Origin of the sequence: Streptomyces sp. NPDC008317, from assembly GCF_042955955.1 — a bacterium.
Lineage (GTDB): Bacteria > Actinomycetota > Actinomycetes > Streptomycetales > Streptomycetaceae > Actinacidiphila.
The window spans coordinates 98,822-114,449 of sequence record NZ_JBIBFQ010000002.1 but is presented as its reverse complement, the minus strand read 5'-3'; the positions used below and the strand labels follow the sequence as shown (position 1 = coordinate 114,449).

At 73.9% G+C, this 15,628-nt stretch carries 12 protein-coding genes and 1 pseudogene; 8 read left to right on the top strand and 5 right to left on the bottom strand.

Annotation, left to right across the window (positions count from 1 at the left end):
* Positions 1-82: 82 nt before the first annotated feature.
* Positions 83-1,861, top strand: a complete 1,779-nt coding sequence (locus ACFY9V_RS05600; RefSeq protein ID WP_391159689.1) for a DUF2264 domain-containing protein — start codon at positions 83-85, stop codon at positions 1,859-1,861.
* Between the two features lie 107 nt (positions 1,862-1,968).
* On the top strand, positions 1,969-2,949 hold the full coding sequence (gene dapD / locus ACFY9V_RS05595; RefSeq protein ID WP_355333839.1) for a 2,3,4,5-tetrahydropyridine-2,6-dicarboxylate N-succinyltransferase: 981 nt from the start codon (positions 1,969-1,971) through the stop codon (positions 2,947-2,949).
* A gap of 22 nt (positions 2,950-2,971) precedes the next feature.
* On the opposite strand, the gene ACFY9V_RS05590 is transcribed toward dapD, so the two are convergent.
* Both ACFY9V_RS05590 and ACFY9V_RS05585 read right to left on the bottom strand, forming a co-directional pair.
* The gene (locus ACFY9V_RS05590) at positions 2,972-3,937 is read right to left on the bottom strand and encodes an NAD-dependent epimerase/dehydratase family protein (protein WP_391159688.1); all 966 of its coding nucleotides are present in this window, start codon (positions 3,935-3,937) and stop codon (positions 2,972-2,974) included.
* 71 nt (positions 3,938-4,008) lie between these two features.
* A complete protein-coding gene (locus tag ACFY9V_RS05585; RefSeq protein WP_355333834.1) occupies positions 4,009-4,623 on the bottom strand; it encodes a pyridoxamine 5'-phosphate oxidase family protein in 615 nt (204 codons plus the stop codon).
* A 231-nt stretch (positions 4,624-4,854) separates the two neighbouring features.
* On the opposite strand from ACFY9V_RS05585, the gene ACFY9V_RS05580 reads away from it, so the two are divergent.
* The gene (locus ACFY9V_RS05580) at positions 4,855-5,319 is read left to right on the top strand and encodes a DoxX family protein (RefSeq protein WP_391159686.1); all 465 of its coding nucleotides are present in this window, start codon (positions 4,855-4,857) and stop codon (positions 5,317-5,319) included.
* 234 nt (positions 5,320-5,553) lie between these two features.
* On the top strand, positions 5,554-6,957 hold the full coding sequence (locus ACFY9V_RS05575) for an aminotransferase class V-fold PLP-dependent enzyme (RefSeq protein ID WP_355333828.1): 1,404 nt from the start codon (positions 5,554-5,556) through the stop codon (positions 6,955-6,957).
* On the opposite strand, the gene ACFY9V_RS05570 is transcribed toward ACFY9V_RS05575, so the two are convergent.
* Complete coding sequence (locus tag ACFY9V_RS05570) at positions 6,935-8,608, bottom strand: ATP-binding cassette domain-containing protein (RefSeq protein ID WP_391159684.1); 1,674 nt, start codon at positions 8,606-8,608, stop codon at positions 6,935-6,937. The genes ACFY9V_RS05575 and ACFY9V_RS05570 overlap by 23 nt on opposite strands.
* Positions 8,609-8,726: 118 nt before the next feature.
* Here ACFY9V_RS05570 and ACFY9V_RS05565 point away from each other — a divergent pair, with 118 nt between their 5' ends.
* The 3 genes and pseudogenes from ACFY9V_RS05565 to ACFY9V_RS05555 all read left to right on the top strand — a co-directional run.
* Positions 8,727-10,220: a carboxylesterase family protein gene (locus tag ACFY9V_RS05565; protein ID WP_391159683.1), complete on the top strand. Its 1,494-nt coding sequence runs from the start codon at positions 8,727-8,729 to the stop codon at positions 10,218-10,220.
* A gap of 304 nt (positions 10,221-10,524) precedes the next feature.
* Positions 10,525-12,054: a hypothetical protein gene (locus tag ACFY9V_RS05560; RefSeq protein WP_391159682.1), complete on the top strand. Its 1,530-nt coding sequence runs from the start codon at positions 10,525-10,527 to the stop codon at positions 12,052-12,054.
* A 157-nt stretch (positions 12,055-12,211) separates the two neighbouring features.
* Positions 12,212-12,544 (top strand): annotated as a pseudogene (locus tag ACFY9V_RS05555) (Tat pathway signal sequence domain protein); the annotation flags it as partial.
* 123 nt (positions 12,545-12,667) lie between these two features.
* Here the strand turns inward: ACFY9V_RS05555 and ACFY9V_RS05550 are convergent.
* Positions 12,668-13,312 carry an HNH endonuclease family protein gene (locus tag ACFY9V_RS05550; protein ID WP_355333817.1) on the bottom strand — a complete coding sequence of 215 codons (645 nt, stop codon included), beginning with the start codon at positions 13,310-13,312 and terminating at the stop codon, positions 12,668-12,670.
* A gap of 330 nt (positions 13,313-13,642) precedes the next feature.
* Here ACFY9V_RS05550 and ACFY9V_RS05545 point away from each other — a divergent pair, with 330 nt between their 5' ends.
* Positions 13,643-14,059 carry a CBS domain-containing protein gene (locus ACFY9V_RS05545; protein ID WP_355333815.1) on the top strand — a complete coding sequence of 139 codons (417 nt, stop codon included), beginning with the start codon at positions 13,643-13,645 and terminating at the stop codon, positions 14,057-14,059.
* Positions 14,060-14,250: 191 nt separating this feature from the next.
* Here ACFY9V_RS05545 and ACFY9V_RS05540 read toward each other — a convergent pair whose 3' ends face one another.
* Entirely contained in the window at positions 14,251-15,477 is a 1,227-nt protein-coding gene (locus ACFY9V_RS05540; RefSeq protein ID WP_355333812.1) for a TerD family protein, read from the bottom strand.
* Positions 15,478-15,628: the final 151 nt, after the last annotated feature.

Here is a 15,628-nt window from a genome sequence, read left to right as displayed (position 1 = left end):
GCCCGATGCCGTGTCCGGGCCGTTGACGGTCTCTTGGGGGTGTTGCGAAAATTATCGCAACTTCGTGAGGGAGGCGGTTGGGATGGCGAGCGGCAGTGGCGCGCGTGGGGAGATGCAGGCGTATGTGCGGGAGTTGGTCGATCCGCTGGTGCGGTACGCGAGCGAGGGGGGCGCTCGGATACGGCTGGGGGTGAACACGGCGCACCATGACGACACCGCGGCCGACCTGGAGGGGTACGCGCGGCCGTTGTGGGGGCTGGCGCCGTTGGCGGCGGGGGGCGGGGAGTTCGCGCACTGGGAGCTGTGGGCGCGGGGGCTGGCGGCGGGGACGGACCCGGGGCATCCCGAGTACTGGGGGACGGCCACCGGCATCGACCAGCGGACCGTCGAGACGGCGGCCGTCGGATTCGCGCTGGCGCTGGCGCCGGAGAAACTGTGGGACCCGCTGAGCGGCAAGGAACGGGACCAGGCGGGTGCCTGGCTGGCGAGCTTCCTGGGAGCCGACACGCCCGAGAACAACTGGAACTTCTTCCCGGTGCTGGTCAGCCTCGGTCTGGACCGGGTGGGGTACGCGCACGACCGGGACGCGCGGCACGCCCGGCTGGACCGGCTGGAGACGTACGCGCGCCAGGACGGCTGGTACGCGGACGGGAACACCGCGCAGCGCGACTACTACATCCCGTGGGCCATGCACTTCTACGGCCTGATCTACGCGGCGCTCGCGGGCGACGGCGACCCGGCGCGGGCGGCGCGCTTCCGGCAGCGGGCGGCCGACTTCGCGCCGGGCTTCCGGCACTGGTTCGCGGCGGACGGCGCCGCCGTGCCGTTCGGCCGCAGTCTCACGTACCGGTTCGCGCAGGGCTCGTTCTGGGGGGCGCTGCCGTACGCGGGGGTGGACGCCGTGCCGCCGGGGGAGGCCAAGGGGCTGCTGTCGCGGCACTTGCGCTGGTGGCGGGAGCGGTCGGCGCTGACGTCGCCGGACGGGGTGCTGACCATCGGGTACGGCTACCCGCAGCCGGCGGTCGCGGAGCAGTACAACGGGCCGGGCTCGCCGTACTGGGCGATGAAGGCGTTCCTGCCGCTGGCCCTGCCCGCGGACCACGCCTTCTGGACGGCGGACGAGGAGCCCGCCGCCGAGCTGCCGGAGACCTTGGCGCAGCCCGACGCCGGGGCGGTGCTGATGCGTTCGGGCGGGGACGCGACGCTGCTCAGCGGGTCGCAGCACAATCTCTGGGCGCGGGGCGGCGCCGCGAAGTACGCCAAATTCGCCTACTCCTCCCGCTTCGGCTTCAGCGCGCCGGTCGACGGTCTCGGCCCGGAGCCGGGGGCGTACGACTCGGTGCTCGCGGTCAGCGACGAGGCCGGCATTGAGGAGGGGACGGCGCCGCGGCACTTCCGGGTGCGCGAGGAGCAGCACGATCCGGCGGTCGAGGACGGCGACACCGTACGCAGCACCTGGCGGCCGTGGCCCGACGTGGAGATCACCACCTGGCTCACCGCCGCCGCGCCCTGGCACCTGCGCACCCACCGCGTCCGTACGGGCCGCGCGCTGTACACGGCGGAGGGCGGCTTCGCGGTCGACCGGGACGCGGGGCTGACCCGGCGCGAGGAGAGCGAGGGCAGCGCGGTGACGGTCACCGGGGCCGGGGACCTCAGCGGGCTGCGCGATCTGGACGGCGGCCGTAGCGGCCGGGTGCTCGACCCGCTGCCGGGCACCAATGTGCTGGCGCGGCGCACCTCACTGCCCGTTCTGGTGGGTCAACTCCCGCCCGGCGAGCACTGGTTGCGCTGCGCGGTGCTCGGTGCCGGGGCCGCGGGGGCGGCGGCGTGGGAGGAGGCACCGCCGAGGGCGCGGCACTGAGGCCGCCGCGGCGCGTCGCGGGCACGCCCGTAGCGGATCGGGAGCCGTACGGGGGCGAGGGGCGGGGCGGGTGGCTGGGCGGGGGGAGGACGGGTTAGCGTCTGGGTATGAATGAGCATCGTGCCCCCGGCGCCCTCGGCGTCGGCCTTGCCACCGTCGCCGACGACGGCACCGTCCTGGACACCTGGTACCCCGCACCGGAACTCGCCGCGGAGGCGGGCCCCGCGGGCACCGAGCGGCTGAGCGCCGAGCGCGCGGCGGAGCTGCTGGGAGCGGCGGCGCCCAAGGCGCTCGGGAAGGACCCGAGGCGCGGGGTGGAGGTCGTGGCGGTGCGGACCGTCATCGCCTCGACGGACGACAAGCCGCTGGACGCGCACGACGCGTACCTGCGGCTGCACCTGCTGAGCCACCGCCTGGTCCGCCCCAACGAGCCCAATCTGGAAGGGCTGTTCGGCCTGCTGGCGAACGTCGCGTGGACGTCGATCGGCCCGGTGCCGGTGGCGGCGGTCGAAGGGGCGCGGCTGGCGGCCCGCGCGGAGGGCCTGCACCTGGCGGTGTACGGCGTGGACAAATTCCCGCGGATGACGGACTACGTCGCCCCGTCCGGCGTGCGGATCGCCGACGCCGACCGCGTACGCCTCGGCGCGCACCTGGCGTCCGGCACGACCGTCATGCACGAGGGCTTCTGCAACTTCAACGCGGGCACGCTGGGCGCCTCCATGGTCGAGGGCCGTATCTCGCAGGGCGTCGTCATCGGCGACGGCTCGGACATCGGCGGCGGCGCGTCCATCATGGGCACCCTGTCCGGCGGCGGCACCCAGGTCGTCTCGGTCGGCGAACGCTGCCTGCTCGGCGCCGAGTCGGGCCTGGGCATCGCCCTCGGTGACGACTGCGTCGTGGAGGCGGGCCTGTACGTCACCGCGGGCACCCGCGTCACGCTCCCGGACGGCAAGATCGTCAAGGCGCTGGAGCTCTCCGGCGCCAACAACATCCTCTTCCGCCGCAACTCGACCACCGGCAAGGTCGAGGTCCTTCAGCGCACGGGTTCGTGGGGCGGCCTCAACGACGCGCTGCACAGCCACAACTGACGACGCGTCACGCGTGACCGGTTCACGCCGTACGAGCCGCCGCCGCGAGCACCGCACGCTCCTCCTCGGGGGACCAGCCGGCCTCCAGCGGCGGCTCGCCGCGTTCCCGGTCCCAGGCCAGGACGTCGGCGGCGGTGACCGCCAGCGGGGTCGCGGGCATCCCGGCGGCCCGGGCGCGCGCGGCGCTGCGCTGCTGTGTGGCGGTGTCCTCCCGGACCAGCGGGAACATCGGCGGTACGACGTCCGGCGTGACCCGTACGATCTCCACCTCGGTGCCCGCGGCCCGCGCGCACGTCTCGATCAACTCGCCGAGGGTGACCGGCTGTTCGGGGCCCACGGCGTGGAAGGCGCCGGGCCGGTCGTCCTCCAGCAGCCGGATCACCAGCCGGGCCAGGTCGCGGGAGTCGATGATCTGCACCGGCTGGGCGGGGTCGGCGGGCAGGGCGACCCGGCCGCCGCGCGCGGCGGCGCGCACCCAGTAGGTGAACATGTCGGAGGGGTCGTGCGGACCGGCGACCTTCCCCGCCCGCACGATCGTGGCGCGCTGCCCGTGGCGCGCGGTCACGTCGTCCTCGCAGGCGACCTTGCACGGCCCGTACGTGGCCTCGCTCAGCACCTCGGTGTCGCGGACCGGCGGGCGGCGCGGGGTGTCCTCGTCGGAGCCGGGCGCCACACCCTCGCGCTGGTACACCGCGTGGCTGGAGATGAACAGATACCGGCCGATCCGGTCGCCCAGCGCGTCCATGGCCTGCGCGACGTGCCGCGGGACGTAGCCGCTGACGTCCACGACGGCGTCCCACCGGGTGTCGCCCGCGAGCGCCGCGTAGTCGCCGGAGTCGCGGTCGCCGGTCAGCCGGGGGAGGCCCGGGAAGAGTCCGGTGCCGGTCCTGCCGCGGCCGAAGAGGGTGACGTCGTGCCCGCGGTGGAGTGCGTCCTCCACGATCGCGCGGCCGACGAAGGCGGTACCGCCCAGAACGAGAATGCGCATAAGGGGCGACCCTACTGCCGGTCCCGGCGGCCGTCACCCGGATATCGCGGTCGTGATCCGCCGGACAGGCCCTAGTGGTAGATCTTCTCCGCGTACGCGGCCCCGTAGTACGTCTCCAGCTCCGCCAGCGAGTCCTCGGTCCGCTCCAGCGTCTTGGAGATCCGCGCCCGCGAGGCCAGCGCGTCGGGCTGCCACGTCTCCGGCTTCCACAGCGCGCTGCGCAGGAACGCCTTGGAGCAGTGGAAGAAGACTTCCTCGATGTCGACCAGGACCGCGACCTGCGGGCGGTGGCCCTTGACGACCATGCGGTCGAAGAAGTCGGCGTCGCGCAGGAGCCGCGCCCTGCCGTTGATCCTGAGGGTGTCGCCGCGCCCGGGGACGAAGTAGAGCAGGCCGATGTGCGGGTTGGACAGGATGTTGCGGAAGCCGTCCGCGCGGCGGTTGCCCGGCCGCTCGGGGACCGCGATGGTCCGGTCGTCCAGGACGACGGTGAAACCGGCGGGGTCGCCCTTGGGCGACACGTCACAGGTGCCGTCGGCCGCCGAGGTGGCCATCAGGCAGAAGGGCGCCGCCTTCAGCCAGGCCACGTCCAGTTCGTGCAGCCGGTCGCGCGCCTTGTCGCGGACGACCGCGGTGGGTTCGCCGAGCAGTTCCCGCAGTTCGGCCTCGTCGGTGATCTCCTGCATGTGCCGTACACCCCCGGTGAGTGAGTACCTTCTGGGAACTCACACTGTACAGGGTGGCTTTTCCGGGCTTTCCTCGCGCCTTTCCCCTGGCCTTTCCCCTGGCCTTTCCCCTGGCCTTCCCCTGTCTTTCCCGCGCCTGCGATGAGTTCCGCGGCGGTCCCCGGTCTACCTCTTCGACAGCGCCACGGCGCATACGACAGCACCGCATCGACCCGACCAGAGGAGCCCCTCGTGTCCGTCGTCTCCACCTCCACCAGCGCCGCCCCGACCGGTACCGCGACAGCCGTCACCGCCCGCCCCGCCCGTAGCCGGGCGCGCACCGCGCTGCTCGCCCTCCAGATCGTGCTGGCGCTCTTCTACGGCGTGGCCAGCGCCGCCCCCAAGCTCCTCGGCATCGACGCCGCGGCCGACTCCTTCGACCGCATCGGTTTCGGCGACTGGTTCATGTACCTCACCGGCGCGCTCGAACTCGCGGGCGCCGTCGCCCTGTTGATCCCGGTGCTCTACCAGGTCGCCGCGGTCGCGATGATCGGCCTGATGATCGGCGCCACCGTCACCCAGATCACCGTCTTCGACGGCGACAACGCGGCGACGCCGATCATCCTCATCCTGCCGCTGGCCCTGATCGCCTGGGCCCGCAGGGACAGTACGAAGGCGCTGCTGGCCCTGGTCCGCGGCGCGGTCGCCCGGACCTGACCGCGCTCCCGTCGGCCGCGGCCGGCGACCGTACGCAACGCCGCACGGCGGACGGCTCGCGGTGCGATCCTGAGTACGGACGTCGCACGGATGTCGCGCGGTGTCGCGCGGGCGTCGTACGGTCGGCGCGACGACTGGCGCAACGGCGGTCGTACGGGCGGCCGTTCGGGGTCGCGCGGGATCGCGCGGGATCGCGTCGCGGAGGACCGGAGACCGGAAGACCGGGGGTCGCTCATGGACAGCCTTGGCGCGCTGCGCGCGGTCGAATACGGGTATCTCGACGAGCGACGGCAGGTGTACCTCGACCACACCGGCGCGGGACTTCCCGCCCGCGCCCAAGTGCGGGCGCACGCCGACCGGATCGCGGCGGGCTGCTACGGCAATCCGCACTCGGTCAGCCCGGCCTCGCAGGCGTCGGGCGAACTGGTGGAGCGGGCCCGCGCACGGGTGCTCGCGCACTTCAGGGCCGATCCGGCCGAGTACGCCGTGGTGTTCACGGCCAACGCCACCGGGGCGTGCCGACTGGTCGGCGAGGCCTACCCGTTCGGGCCGGACAACCGGCTGGTGCTCACCCTCGACAACCACAACTCCGTCAACGGCCTGCGGGAGTACGCCCGCGGCCGGGGCGCGGGGACGGTGTACGTACCGCTGGAGGCGCCGGGCCTCGGCATCGACGCGACGGCGATGGACGCCGTCCTGACGGGCGCGAGGCCGCGGGCGGGCACGGAGTCCGGGGCCCGGGGGCCCGGACTGCTCGCGTACCCCGCGCAGAGCAATTTCAGCGGGGTCCAGCACTCGCTGGACTGGGTGACCAGGGCGCGGGCGGCGGGCTGGGACGTCCTGCTGGACGCGGCGGCCTACGTGCCCGCGAACGTGCTCGACCTCGGCCGGTTCAGCCCCGACTTCGTGGCCGTGAGCTGGTACAAGGTCTTCGGCTACCCGACCGGCATCGGCTGTCTGCTGGCCCGCAGGGAGGCGCTGACGCGGCTGCGGCGGCCGTGGTTCTCCGGCGGCACCATCCACGTGGTGAGCGCCCAGGGCCTGTGGCACCACATGGCCGACGGCGAGGCGGCCTTCGAGGACGGCACGGTCAACTACCTGAGCATTCCCGACATCGAATTCGGCCTCGACTGGATCACCGGCGTCGGCGTGCAGTCGATACACCGTCATGTCACCTCGCTCACCGCCGAGTTACTGGCCGGGCTGCGCGGTCTGCGGCACGCCGACGGCAGCCCGCTGGTACGGATCTACGGTCCGCAGGACACCACCGGCCGCGGCGGCACGGTCGCGCTGAATCTGCTCGGCGCCGACGGACGGGTGATCGACGAGCGGATCGTCGGCCGCGACAGCGCCGCGCACGGCATATCGCTGCGCACCGGCTGCTTCTGCAACCCCGGCACGGGCGAGGTCGCCTTCGCCATCGACCGCGATGTACTCGGCGGCGCCGTCCGTACCGCCACCGGCACCATCGACGACTACCTCGGCCGCCTCGGCCTCCCCTCCGGCGGCGCCGTCCGCGTCTCGCTCGGCCTGTCCTCCAACGCGGCCGACGTGTCCGCCTTCCTCGCCTTCGCCGCGCAGACCTACCGCGACCGCTCGCCCGACCCGGCGGGGCTCAGCCCACGGCTGGTCTGCTGACCGTGCGGCACTTGCGCGCCAGCACCGCCCACGCGGCGGCCAGGAACAGCGCCGTGAAACCGGCCAGCAGCAGCCAGCCCGCCCACACCGCCCGGTCGAACGAGCCGCCGTACGAGGCCAGCAGCGGCGGCCCCAGCGGCGACGCGCCATGCGCCCACAGCTCCCGCAGACCGATCCCGCCGCCCAGCGCCTCGAACGCCCACCGGTTGGTCATCGCCGCGCTCAACACCCGCCCCGCCCAGGCCATTTGGGGCACCGGCACAAAGGCCCCCGAGAACAGCACCTGCGGGAAGCAGAGCATCGGCAGCATCAGCGTGGCCTGCCCCGGATCGCCCACCGCCGCCGACGCCAGCAGCCCCAGCGCGAGCGCGGCGGCCGACGCGAGCAGCACGGTCAGGAACAGCGACCCGTACGTGCCCCACCCGGCGGCGGGCAGCCGGTTCAGACCGCGCAGCACCGCGAGCAACGCCGCGTCCGCCAGGGCCAGTACGGGCAGCAGCAGCGCCGCCTTCGACAGCAGATACGGCCCGAGCCGCAGCACGGTCAGCCGCTCCCTGCGCACCACCGCCAGCTCCGCGCAGATCTGCAACAGGCCGTAGGTCAGCCCGAAGAAGAAGCCGCCGAAGGCGATCCAGAACAGGATCATCGCCGCGGAACCCGGGCTCGGCGCCGCCGGATCGAAGGCCCCCGGCCGGAACAGCAGCGCGAACATCGCCACGATCACCAGCGGCGACCCCACGACGACCGCCGCCGTCAGCCGATTGCGCGCCATCAACTCCCCGGCCCGCCGGGTGAGCAGCCACCACTGCCCGACCGCCCCGAGCGGCGCCGGGCGCGTGGCGGCGGCGCCGTCGGCCACGGGCGCCGCCCCGGGCGCGGGGCCGGTCTCCTCCGCGGCAGCCTCGTCCGCCGCCCGCGCCCCGCGGGCCACCGCCCCGTACACCTCCTCCAGCGTCGGGACGCCGTACGCCGCCGTGAGGGTGGCCGCCGTGCCCAGGTGGGCCGGGCGTCCTTCAGGGGTGAGGAACAGGACGCGGTCGCAGCGGGTCAGATCGGCGGGCGCGTGCGTGGTGAGCACGACGGTGACGCCGTCGGCGGTCAAGTCCCGCAGGGTGCGCAGGAGTTCCGCGCCGGTCGCCGGATCGAGTCCGGTCGTCGGCTCGTCCAGGAACAGCACGCGGGGGCGGGTGAGGAGTTCGACCGCGATGCAGGCGCGGCGGCGCTCGCCCTCGCTGAGGGTGCGTACGGGCTGGCGGGCGCGGTCGGCGAGGCCGACGGCGGCCAGCGCGTCGCGTACGGCCGCGTCCAGGAGAGCGCCGGCGGTCCGGGCGGGCATCCGCAGGCGAGCCGCGTAGCCGAGGGCCCGGTCCAGCGGCAGGTCGTCGTGCATCACGTTGCCGTGCGGCAGATACCCCAACGCCGGTCGCAGGACGGCCGGTTCCGTACCGTCGTGCAGGACGCGACCGGCCGAGGGGGTACGGATTCCGGCCAGGATCTCCAGCAGCGTCGTCTTGCCCGACCCGCTGCCGCCCGCCACGGCCAGCAGCTCGCCGGGCGCGATCCGTACGCTCACCCCCCGCAGCGTCTGCCGCCCCGAGGCGACCCGCTGCCCCACGCCGTACGCCTCGACGCGGAGACCGCCGTCGCTCATCGTGCCCCCTGACCGACCGCTTGGTACGTTGAAGGTGTCGCGGCGCCTCCCGCAGGGGCGGGCCGCCGGTAGCGTACGCGAGCCCCGGGAGCGGGCACAGGACGAAGGAGTCTGACGCATGGACGGACCGGTCTGCACCACCCGGCAGGGCGACGTACGCGGAGCGGCCGGCCAGGACGGCGTCACCGTCTTCCGCGCCATCCCTTACGCCGCACCGCCGTTCGGACCGCACCGGTTCATGGCGCCGCAACCGCCCGCCGCCTGGGAGGGCATACGCGACGCGACCGCGTTCGGCCCGACCGTGCCCAAGGGCCCCTACGTCAAGCCGTTCGACGTGCTGCTGCCCGACCCGGACATCGCGGGCGAGGACTGCCTCAACCTCAATGTGTGGACACCCGACACCGCGGGCGGCGCACCGGTCATGGTGTGGCTGCACGGCGGCGCCTTCATGAACGGCTCCGGCTCGCTGCCGATCTACGACGGCGCCGCGTTCGCCCGCGACGGCGTCGTCTGCGTGACCGTCAACTACCGCCTGGGGACGGACGGTTACCTGTCCCTCGACGGGGCCCCCGACAACCGCGGAGTGCTCGACCAGATCGCCGCCCTCGAATGGGTCCGCGACAACATCACCGCCTTCGGCGGCGACCCCGGCCGCGTGACCGTCTTCGGCGAATCGGCCGGCGCGATGAGCATCGGGGTGCTGCTCACCGCCCCCGGCGCCCGAGGACTCTTCCACCGGGCGATCCTCCAGAGCGGCGCCGCGCACCACACGATCGGCCGGGACACCGCCCGCAAGGTCGCCGCGCACTTCGCCGCGGAACTCGGCGTCGAACCCACCGCCGCCGCCTTCGCCGCACTCCCGCTGGACGTCCTGCTGCCCGCGCAGACCGCCCTGCGCAACGAGGTCACCGCCAACCCCGACCCCGCGCTGTGGGGCGAGGTCGCGCTGAACGCCATGCCCTTCGAGCCGATCGCGGACACCGCGAGCACCGCCGCCCGCGCCCACCCGGTGCCGGGACCCGGCGCCGACTGCGCCGTCGACCTGCTGATCGGCACCACCGCCGAGGAGTACCGGCTCTTCACCGTGCCCAGCGGCGTCATCGACTACATCGACGACAGGCACCTGCGGGCCGCGATCGCCCGGCACGGCCTGGACCCCGACACCGCGCTGCCGCTCTACGCGGCCAACCGCCCCGGCGCCACCACCGGCGACCTGTTCTCCGCCGTCCTCACCGACTGGTTCTTCCGGATACCCGCGGTCCGCCTGGCCGAGTCCGTGCCGCGCGCCCACGTCTACGAATTCGGCCGCCGCTCCACCGCCTTCGACGGCCGCCTCGGCGCCTGCCACGCCTCCGAGATCGCCTTCGCCTTCGACAACCTGGACGCGCCCGGCGAGACCATGCTGCTCGGCGAGGCCCCGCCGCAGCCGCTCGCCGACACCATGCACGCCGCCTGGGTCTCCTTCGCCGTCACCGGCGATCCCGGCTGGCCCGCGTACGACACCCGGGACCGTACGACCATGGTCTTCGGCACGGCGGACGACCCCGCGCACTGCGGTCCGGTACGCGACCCCCGCCCGGACGAGCGCGCCCTGTGGGACGGCGTGCGCTGAGCCCTTCGCGCCGGCCCCTCCCGCGCGCCGAACTCCCGTACGCCTGAGGGACGTGTGGCCGGTACGCACCCGGCGGCGGGCGGCGGTGGCCGGAACGTGTCGCTACGGGCGGGTGAACCGGCGGGGTGACGGGTGCGACGGGGCCGGGAGGCCGACGGTCGGGGGGTCGCAGGGCCTACGCTGAGTGCGCGCGTCCGGCGCGCGTACCGGTTCGCGTGTGCCGGTCCGATCCACCCGCCAGGGGTGAGCCGGACCGGCCCACCCCTCACGCCGTACAGCCGTAGAGCCCTCTAGGAGTCACCCCATGTCCGAAGGTCCCCTCGTCCTGCCGCCCGTACGGCTGCTCCCCGCGGACGACCTCGCGCGGCTGGCACTGGCCGTGCCGCTGCTGGACCGAGCGCTGCGGCTGACCCGGTGGGCGACACCGGAACGGCCGGTCGACGCGATGGGCGAGCTGCTGGACGACGACCTGGTGGCCGCCGCCGCGGAACTCGGCCTCCCGGTGGACGAGGACGAGGAAGGGCTCGCCGAGACCGCCCAGGCATGGGGCGTCGCCGTCGACACCGGCCTGCTGGTCCTGGAGATCGACGAGGAGGCCGAGGAGTCCACGCCGGTCGGTGAGGTCGCCGGTCGCGCGCTGCCCGGCGAGGCGTACGAGCGGATCACCGCGGGCCTCCCGCAGGACGTGCTCGACATCTGGCTGGCCGCCGCCGAGTCGGCCCTCGCCGACGCCGCCGCACCGGACTTCGAGAGTCTGCGCGAGGTCATGGACGACGGCGACCAGGTGCTCCTGGACGAGCTGGACTGGGACCCGGAGAAGGAGGCCGAATTCCTCGACAGCGCGCTGGTCAACCTCTACGCGCTGATGGCCGTGGAGGACTCGGCGGTCGCCGAGGACGGGCCCGACGCCGTACCGCTGCCGGTGCTCGCCGCGTCCCTCGTCGTGCCCGACGAGATGGACCAGCCCAGCGACGCCGTCCTCGAAGAGGTCACCGAGGTGATGATGCGGCTGGACGACCACTTCCGGCTGCTCGCCACGACCGGACTGCTGGACTACCAGCCGGTCGACGAGGCGCTGATCGAGGAGGCGGAGGGCGACGGGGAAACCGGCTCCTTCCCCGAGTTCCCCGAGGGGGCCGTCGGGGACGACCTCGACCCCGAGGAGGTCTCCCGCTACGGCATGGTCCTGCTCACGCCGCTCGGCGTGCACGGCATGCGCGAACGGCTCGTGGACGCGGGCGCGCAGGCCCCCGCCATCGGCGACCTCGCGGGCGGGTCGGGCGTCGACCTCCTCGAAGCGCTGACCGGCTACCCCGACCAGGCGGCGCGCGTCGAGGCCGAGCTGTGGCTGGAGGACCGCAAGCCGGCCGACGCCGCACGCGAACTGCTCGCCGCCGCGCGCGGCGACGACGCCGGTGCGCCGGGCCGTCGTCTCATCTGCCAGCAGACGCTCACCCTGCTCGGCGCCGAGGCCGAGCCCGCGCTGCGCGAAGTCCTCGACGACCGCGCGCTCGGCGGCCTCGCCCGCGTCTGGCTCACCGAGAGCGGCGCCGCCGACATCCCCGCGCCCGACGCGGACATGGTCTTCTGGCTCACCATCGACACCCTCGCCGCGCAGCTCGCCGCCGACGACGCCCCCGAGATCCTGGCCGACCTCGTCCGTGACCTCGTCGCCCGGCACGACGGCTTCTTCGACGCCGCCTGGCGCGTCGACCACCCCGCCACCGCCGACGTCCTCGAAGCCATGGGGCGTCTCCACCCGGACCGCAAATCCGCCAAGGACGCCCGCAAGGCGGCCTTCAAGGCCCGCTCCCGCCAGGGCCTTCCGGGCTGACGCGCGGCGGTCCACCGCTCGGGGCGCGCCCCCGCGCCGGGGGCAACCGGGTGGCCGTCTCGCGGAAGGACGCCGTTCATCCGGGGTTGGCCGGGGGGCGGCACCGTGGGTGCTCAGCGCGACGTGAGGAGCCCCGGTGCCGGTCAGCCGTACGCGGGAGGCCGTGGTGGCCGACCCGAAACGAGGTCACGCGTATCTGACCGCGGAAACGTCGTTGTGCCGGCGGACGCCGCCGTCGGCGCAGAACGGTGGCGTGCTCCAGGCGTTCCGGTGCATCGACTCCGGGGGCCGCTACGTGGACGACCTGTCGCGGGCGACCGGGCCCGGCACCGTGTACGGCGTGGACTGGGTGGAGACGCCGTTCGCGGCGGGCGAGGTCACGCGGGCGCACGGGCTGACGGGCCTGTGGTGGGCGGACGACGGGGTGTACGTCGTGCGCGAGGGGGCCGTCTGGTTCTACGCGCCCGGTCGCCGCACGCTGACCCTGAAGACGCCGGGCTGACGGGCTGACGGGCTGACGGGATTCCGGGCTGAGGGGCGGACCGCCGCCCGGCCGCGCTCGTCACCGCCGTGACGAGCGAGGCCGGGTGCGGCCGGGTGCGGCCGGAACGTTTCAGCAGCCGCTGAGGACCGACGTGAGCTTCGACTTCTCCGCACTGTCCACGGTCAGACCGTAGTAGTGCTTCACCTGCACCCACGCGCGGGCGTACGTGCACTGGTACGACGCCTGCGGCAGCCACTCGGCCGGGTCGCCGTCGCCCTTGGAGCGGTTGGAGTGCGCGGAGACGGCCACGAGCTGCGGGCGGGTCACGTCGTTGGCCAGCGCCTGGCGCTGCGCGGTGGTCCAGGCCCAGGCGCCCGAGGCCCACGCCTCGGCGAGCGGCACCAGGTGGTCGATGTCGAAGGTCGACGGGTCGGTGGTGGTCACGCCGTCGTACGGGCTGGTCCAGTTCCCCGAGGTCGCCTTGCACGAGCTGTCGGTCACCACGCTCGTGCCGTCGCGCTTGATCACGTACTCGCGGGTGTCGCAGGTGCCCGAGATGGTGATCCAGGTCGGGAACAGATTCCGGTCGTACGTCGAGGCGTGCGTCTCCGCGGTGGCCGTCATGCCGGACAGGTAACTGCGGGCGGTGGAGGCGGCGATGGGGGTCGGCAGAGCGGCCTGTGCGGGGCCGCCGCTGACGAACAGGACGGTCAGCGCGAGCAGTGCCGCGCTGACGGCGGCACAGATTCCGTGCACGAGACGGTTTTTGGGCATGACTGAGCGCTCCCGTGGCTAGGGGGTCGAGCGGTACGGGTGGTTCCCGACCAGGGTCCCGGCCACGGGTCTATGCGGGTAGACCGTCAGCGGTAAATTTTATGTGACCATGACATGTTGATGTGCGAACGTCCGGTGGCGGTCCGGCCCGTACGAGGCCCGCGCGGCGCACGAGCCGGTGCGTGCCGGGGCCGCACGGCCTCCGAGCGCCGTGCGCACGGCGCCCCCGCGCCCGCCCGCTCCCGGTCCTGGTCCCGGCTCCCGTCGCCGTGCGGGGCGGCGCGCGGGACTTTATGGTCGGCGCGGGGGCCCGGGACGAATGGAGCTGCTGTGACCACTGCGCGCGACATCATGCATCAGGGCGTCGAGACGATCTCCGCCCACGAGACCCTGGACGTGGCCGCCAAGCGGATGCGGGACGCGGACATCGGGGCCCTGGCGGTCACCGGTGACGACGGCGGGCTCCAAGGGGTGCTCACCGACCGGGACATCGTGCTGCGCTGTGTGGCGACCGGCCACGACCCGGGCGCGGTCCGGGCCGCCGACCTGATGGACGGCAGCCCGGTGACGGCCGCGGCCGACGACGACGCGGGGAGCGTCGTCGCGACCATGTCCTCCCGGCGGATCCGCCGGGTGCCGGTGGTCGAGGGCAGCCGCCTGGTCGGCATCATCAGCGAGGCCGACATCGCCCGGCACCTCGGCCCGGCCGAGGCGGGCGCCCTGGCGACGGCGATCCGCGCGGTCTGAGCCCGGTCGCGGTCTGAGGCCGCCGCGCGGTGTGAGACCGGCCTGCGATGTGAGACCGGTCCGCGCCGCCTGAGGCCGGTCCCGCGCCGCCTGGGACCGGTCGCGCGGGCCGCCGCCGGTCCGCGCGGACTCATGCCAGCCTGCGCGGACCGGCGGCGGCCCCGCAGGGCACACATCCGGTCCGCGGTGCCTCAGAGCGCCGCGGAGGCGGGCCGCACCATCCCCTTGGCGGTACGCGAGTCGATGAAGTCGCCCATGGCGGTCATCTCCCACTCGCCGGAGAACTGCTTGATCAGCTTCGCCATCAGCACACCCGTGCGCGGCTCGCTGCCGGTCAGGTCGAAGCGGACCAGCTCCTCGCCGGTGCCCGCGTCGAGCAGCCGGCAGTACGCCTTGGCGACCTTGTTGAACTTCTGCCCCGAGTACGAGTTCACCGTGAAGACCAGACCGGTGACCTCCGGCGGCAGCCCGCCCAGGTGCACGGTGATCGTCTCGTCGTCGCCCGAGCCCGCGCCGGTCAGATTGTCACCGGAGTGCTGGACCGCGCCGTTGAGGATGGACAGCTTGCCGAAGTAGCAGGTCGCGATGTGGTTGCGCTGCGGACCGTAGGCGATCACCGACGCGTCCAGGTCGATGTCCCGGCCGCCGAAGGCGGGCTCCCAGCCCAGGCCCATCCGCACCGAGGACAGGAACGGCTTGCCCGCCTTGACCAGCGACACCGTCTCGTTCTTGCGGAGATTGACCCGGCCCTTGTCCAGATTGACCTTGCCCGCGCCCGGCGCGGGAGCGGGCGGCGCGGCCGGGGGAGCGGAGGGCGGCGGCGGCAGATACGCGGCGGGCGCGCCGGAGGGCGGCGGCGCACTGGGCAGTCCCGGCGCGGGCGGCGGCGGGGTGAACGCGGCGGCGGGGGCCGCGGGGGCCGCGGGCTCCTCGACGTTCACCCCGAAGTCGCTGGCGATGCCGCCCAGCCCGTTGGCGTACCCCTGGCCGACCGCGCGGACCTTCCAGGCGCCGCCGCGCCGGTACACCTCGACCACGACGAGCGCGGTCTCCGGGCCGAGCCCGGTGGGCGTGAAGGTGGCGATCACCGAGCCGTCGTCCGCGCTGCGGACCGTGGCCGTCGGCGTCGTACCCGCGAAGGGACCGCCGCCGTCCAGGCTCGCGGTCACCACGACCTTCTCGATCCCGGCCGGGACGGCCGCGGTGTCCACGGTGATCGAGTCGGGCCCGGAACCGCCCCCGGAGCGGTGGCTGACGCCGGGCCCCTGGGGCTGGTTGTAGAAGACGAAGTCGTCGTCGGAGCGCACCTTCCCGTCACCGGTCAGGAGCAGGCCCGAGACATCGAGCCGCGCGGAGGAGGCGGCGACGTCCACGGCCACTCGGGGCACGGAGAGCGGCACATTCGAGCCAGGCGTCATAGCGGTCATGCCCCCGTAACGACCGACTGTTGTTTGCGGTTCCATGACCCGGAGATCAGCTTCCGGCCCGTTATGGGCACCCGGTCCCGGCGCCCATTCCGGCGCCCGCGCCGGCTCGTACCGGCAGCGTCGCGCCCGCGGTCGCGTACGG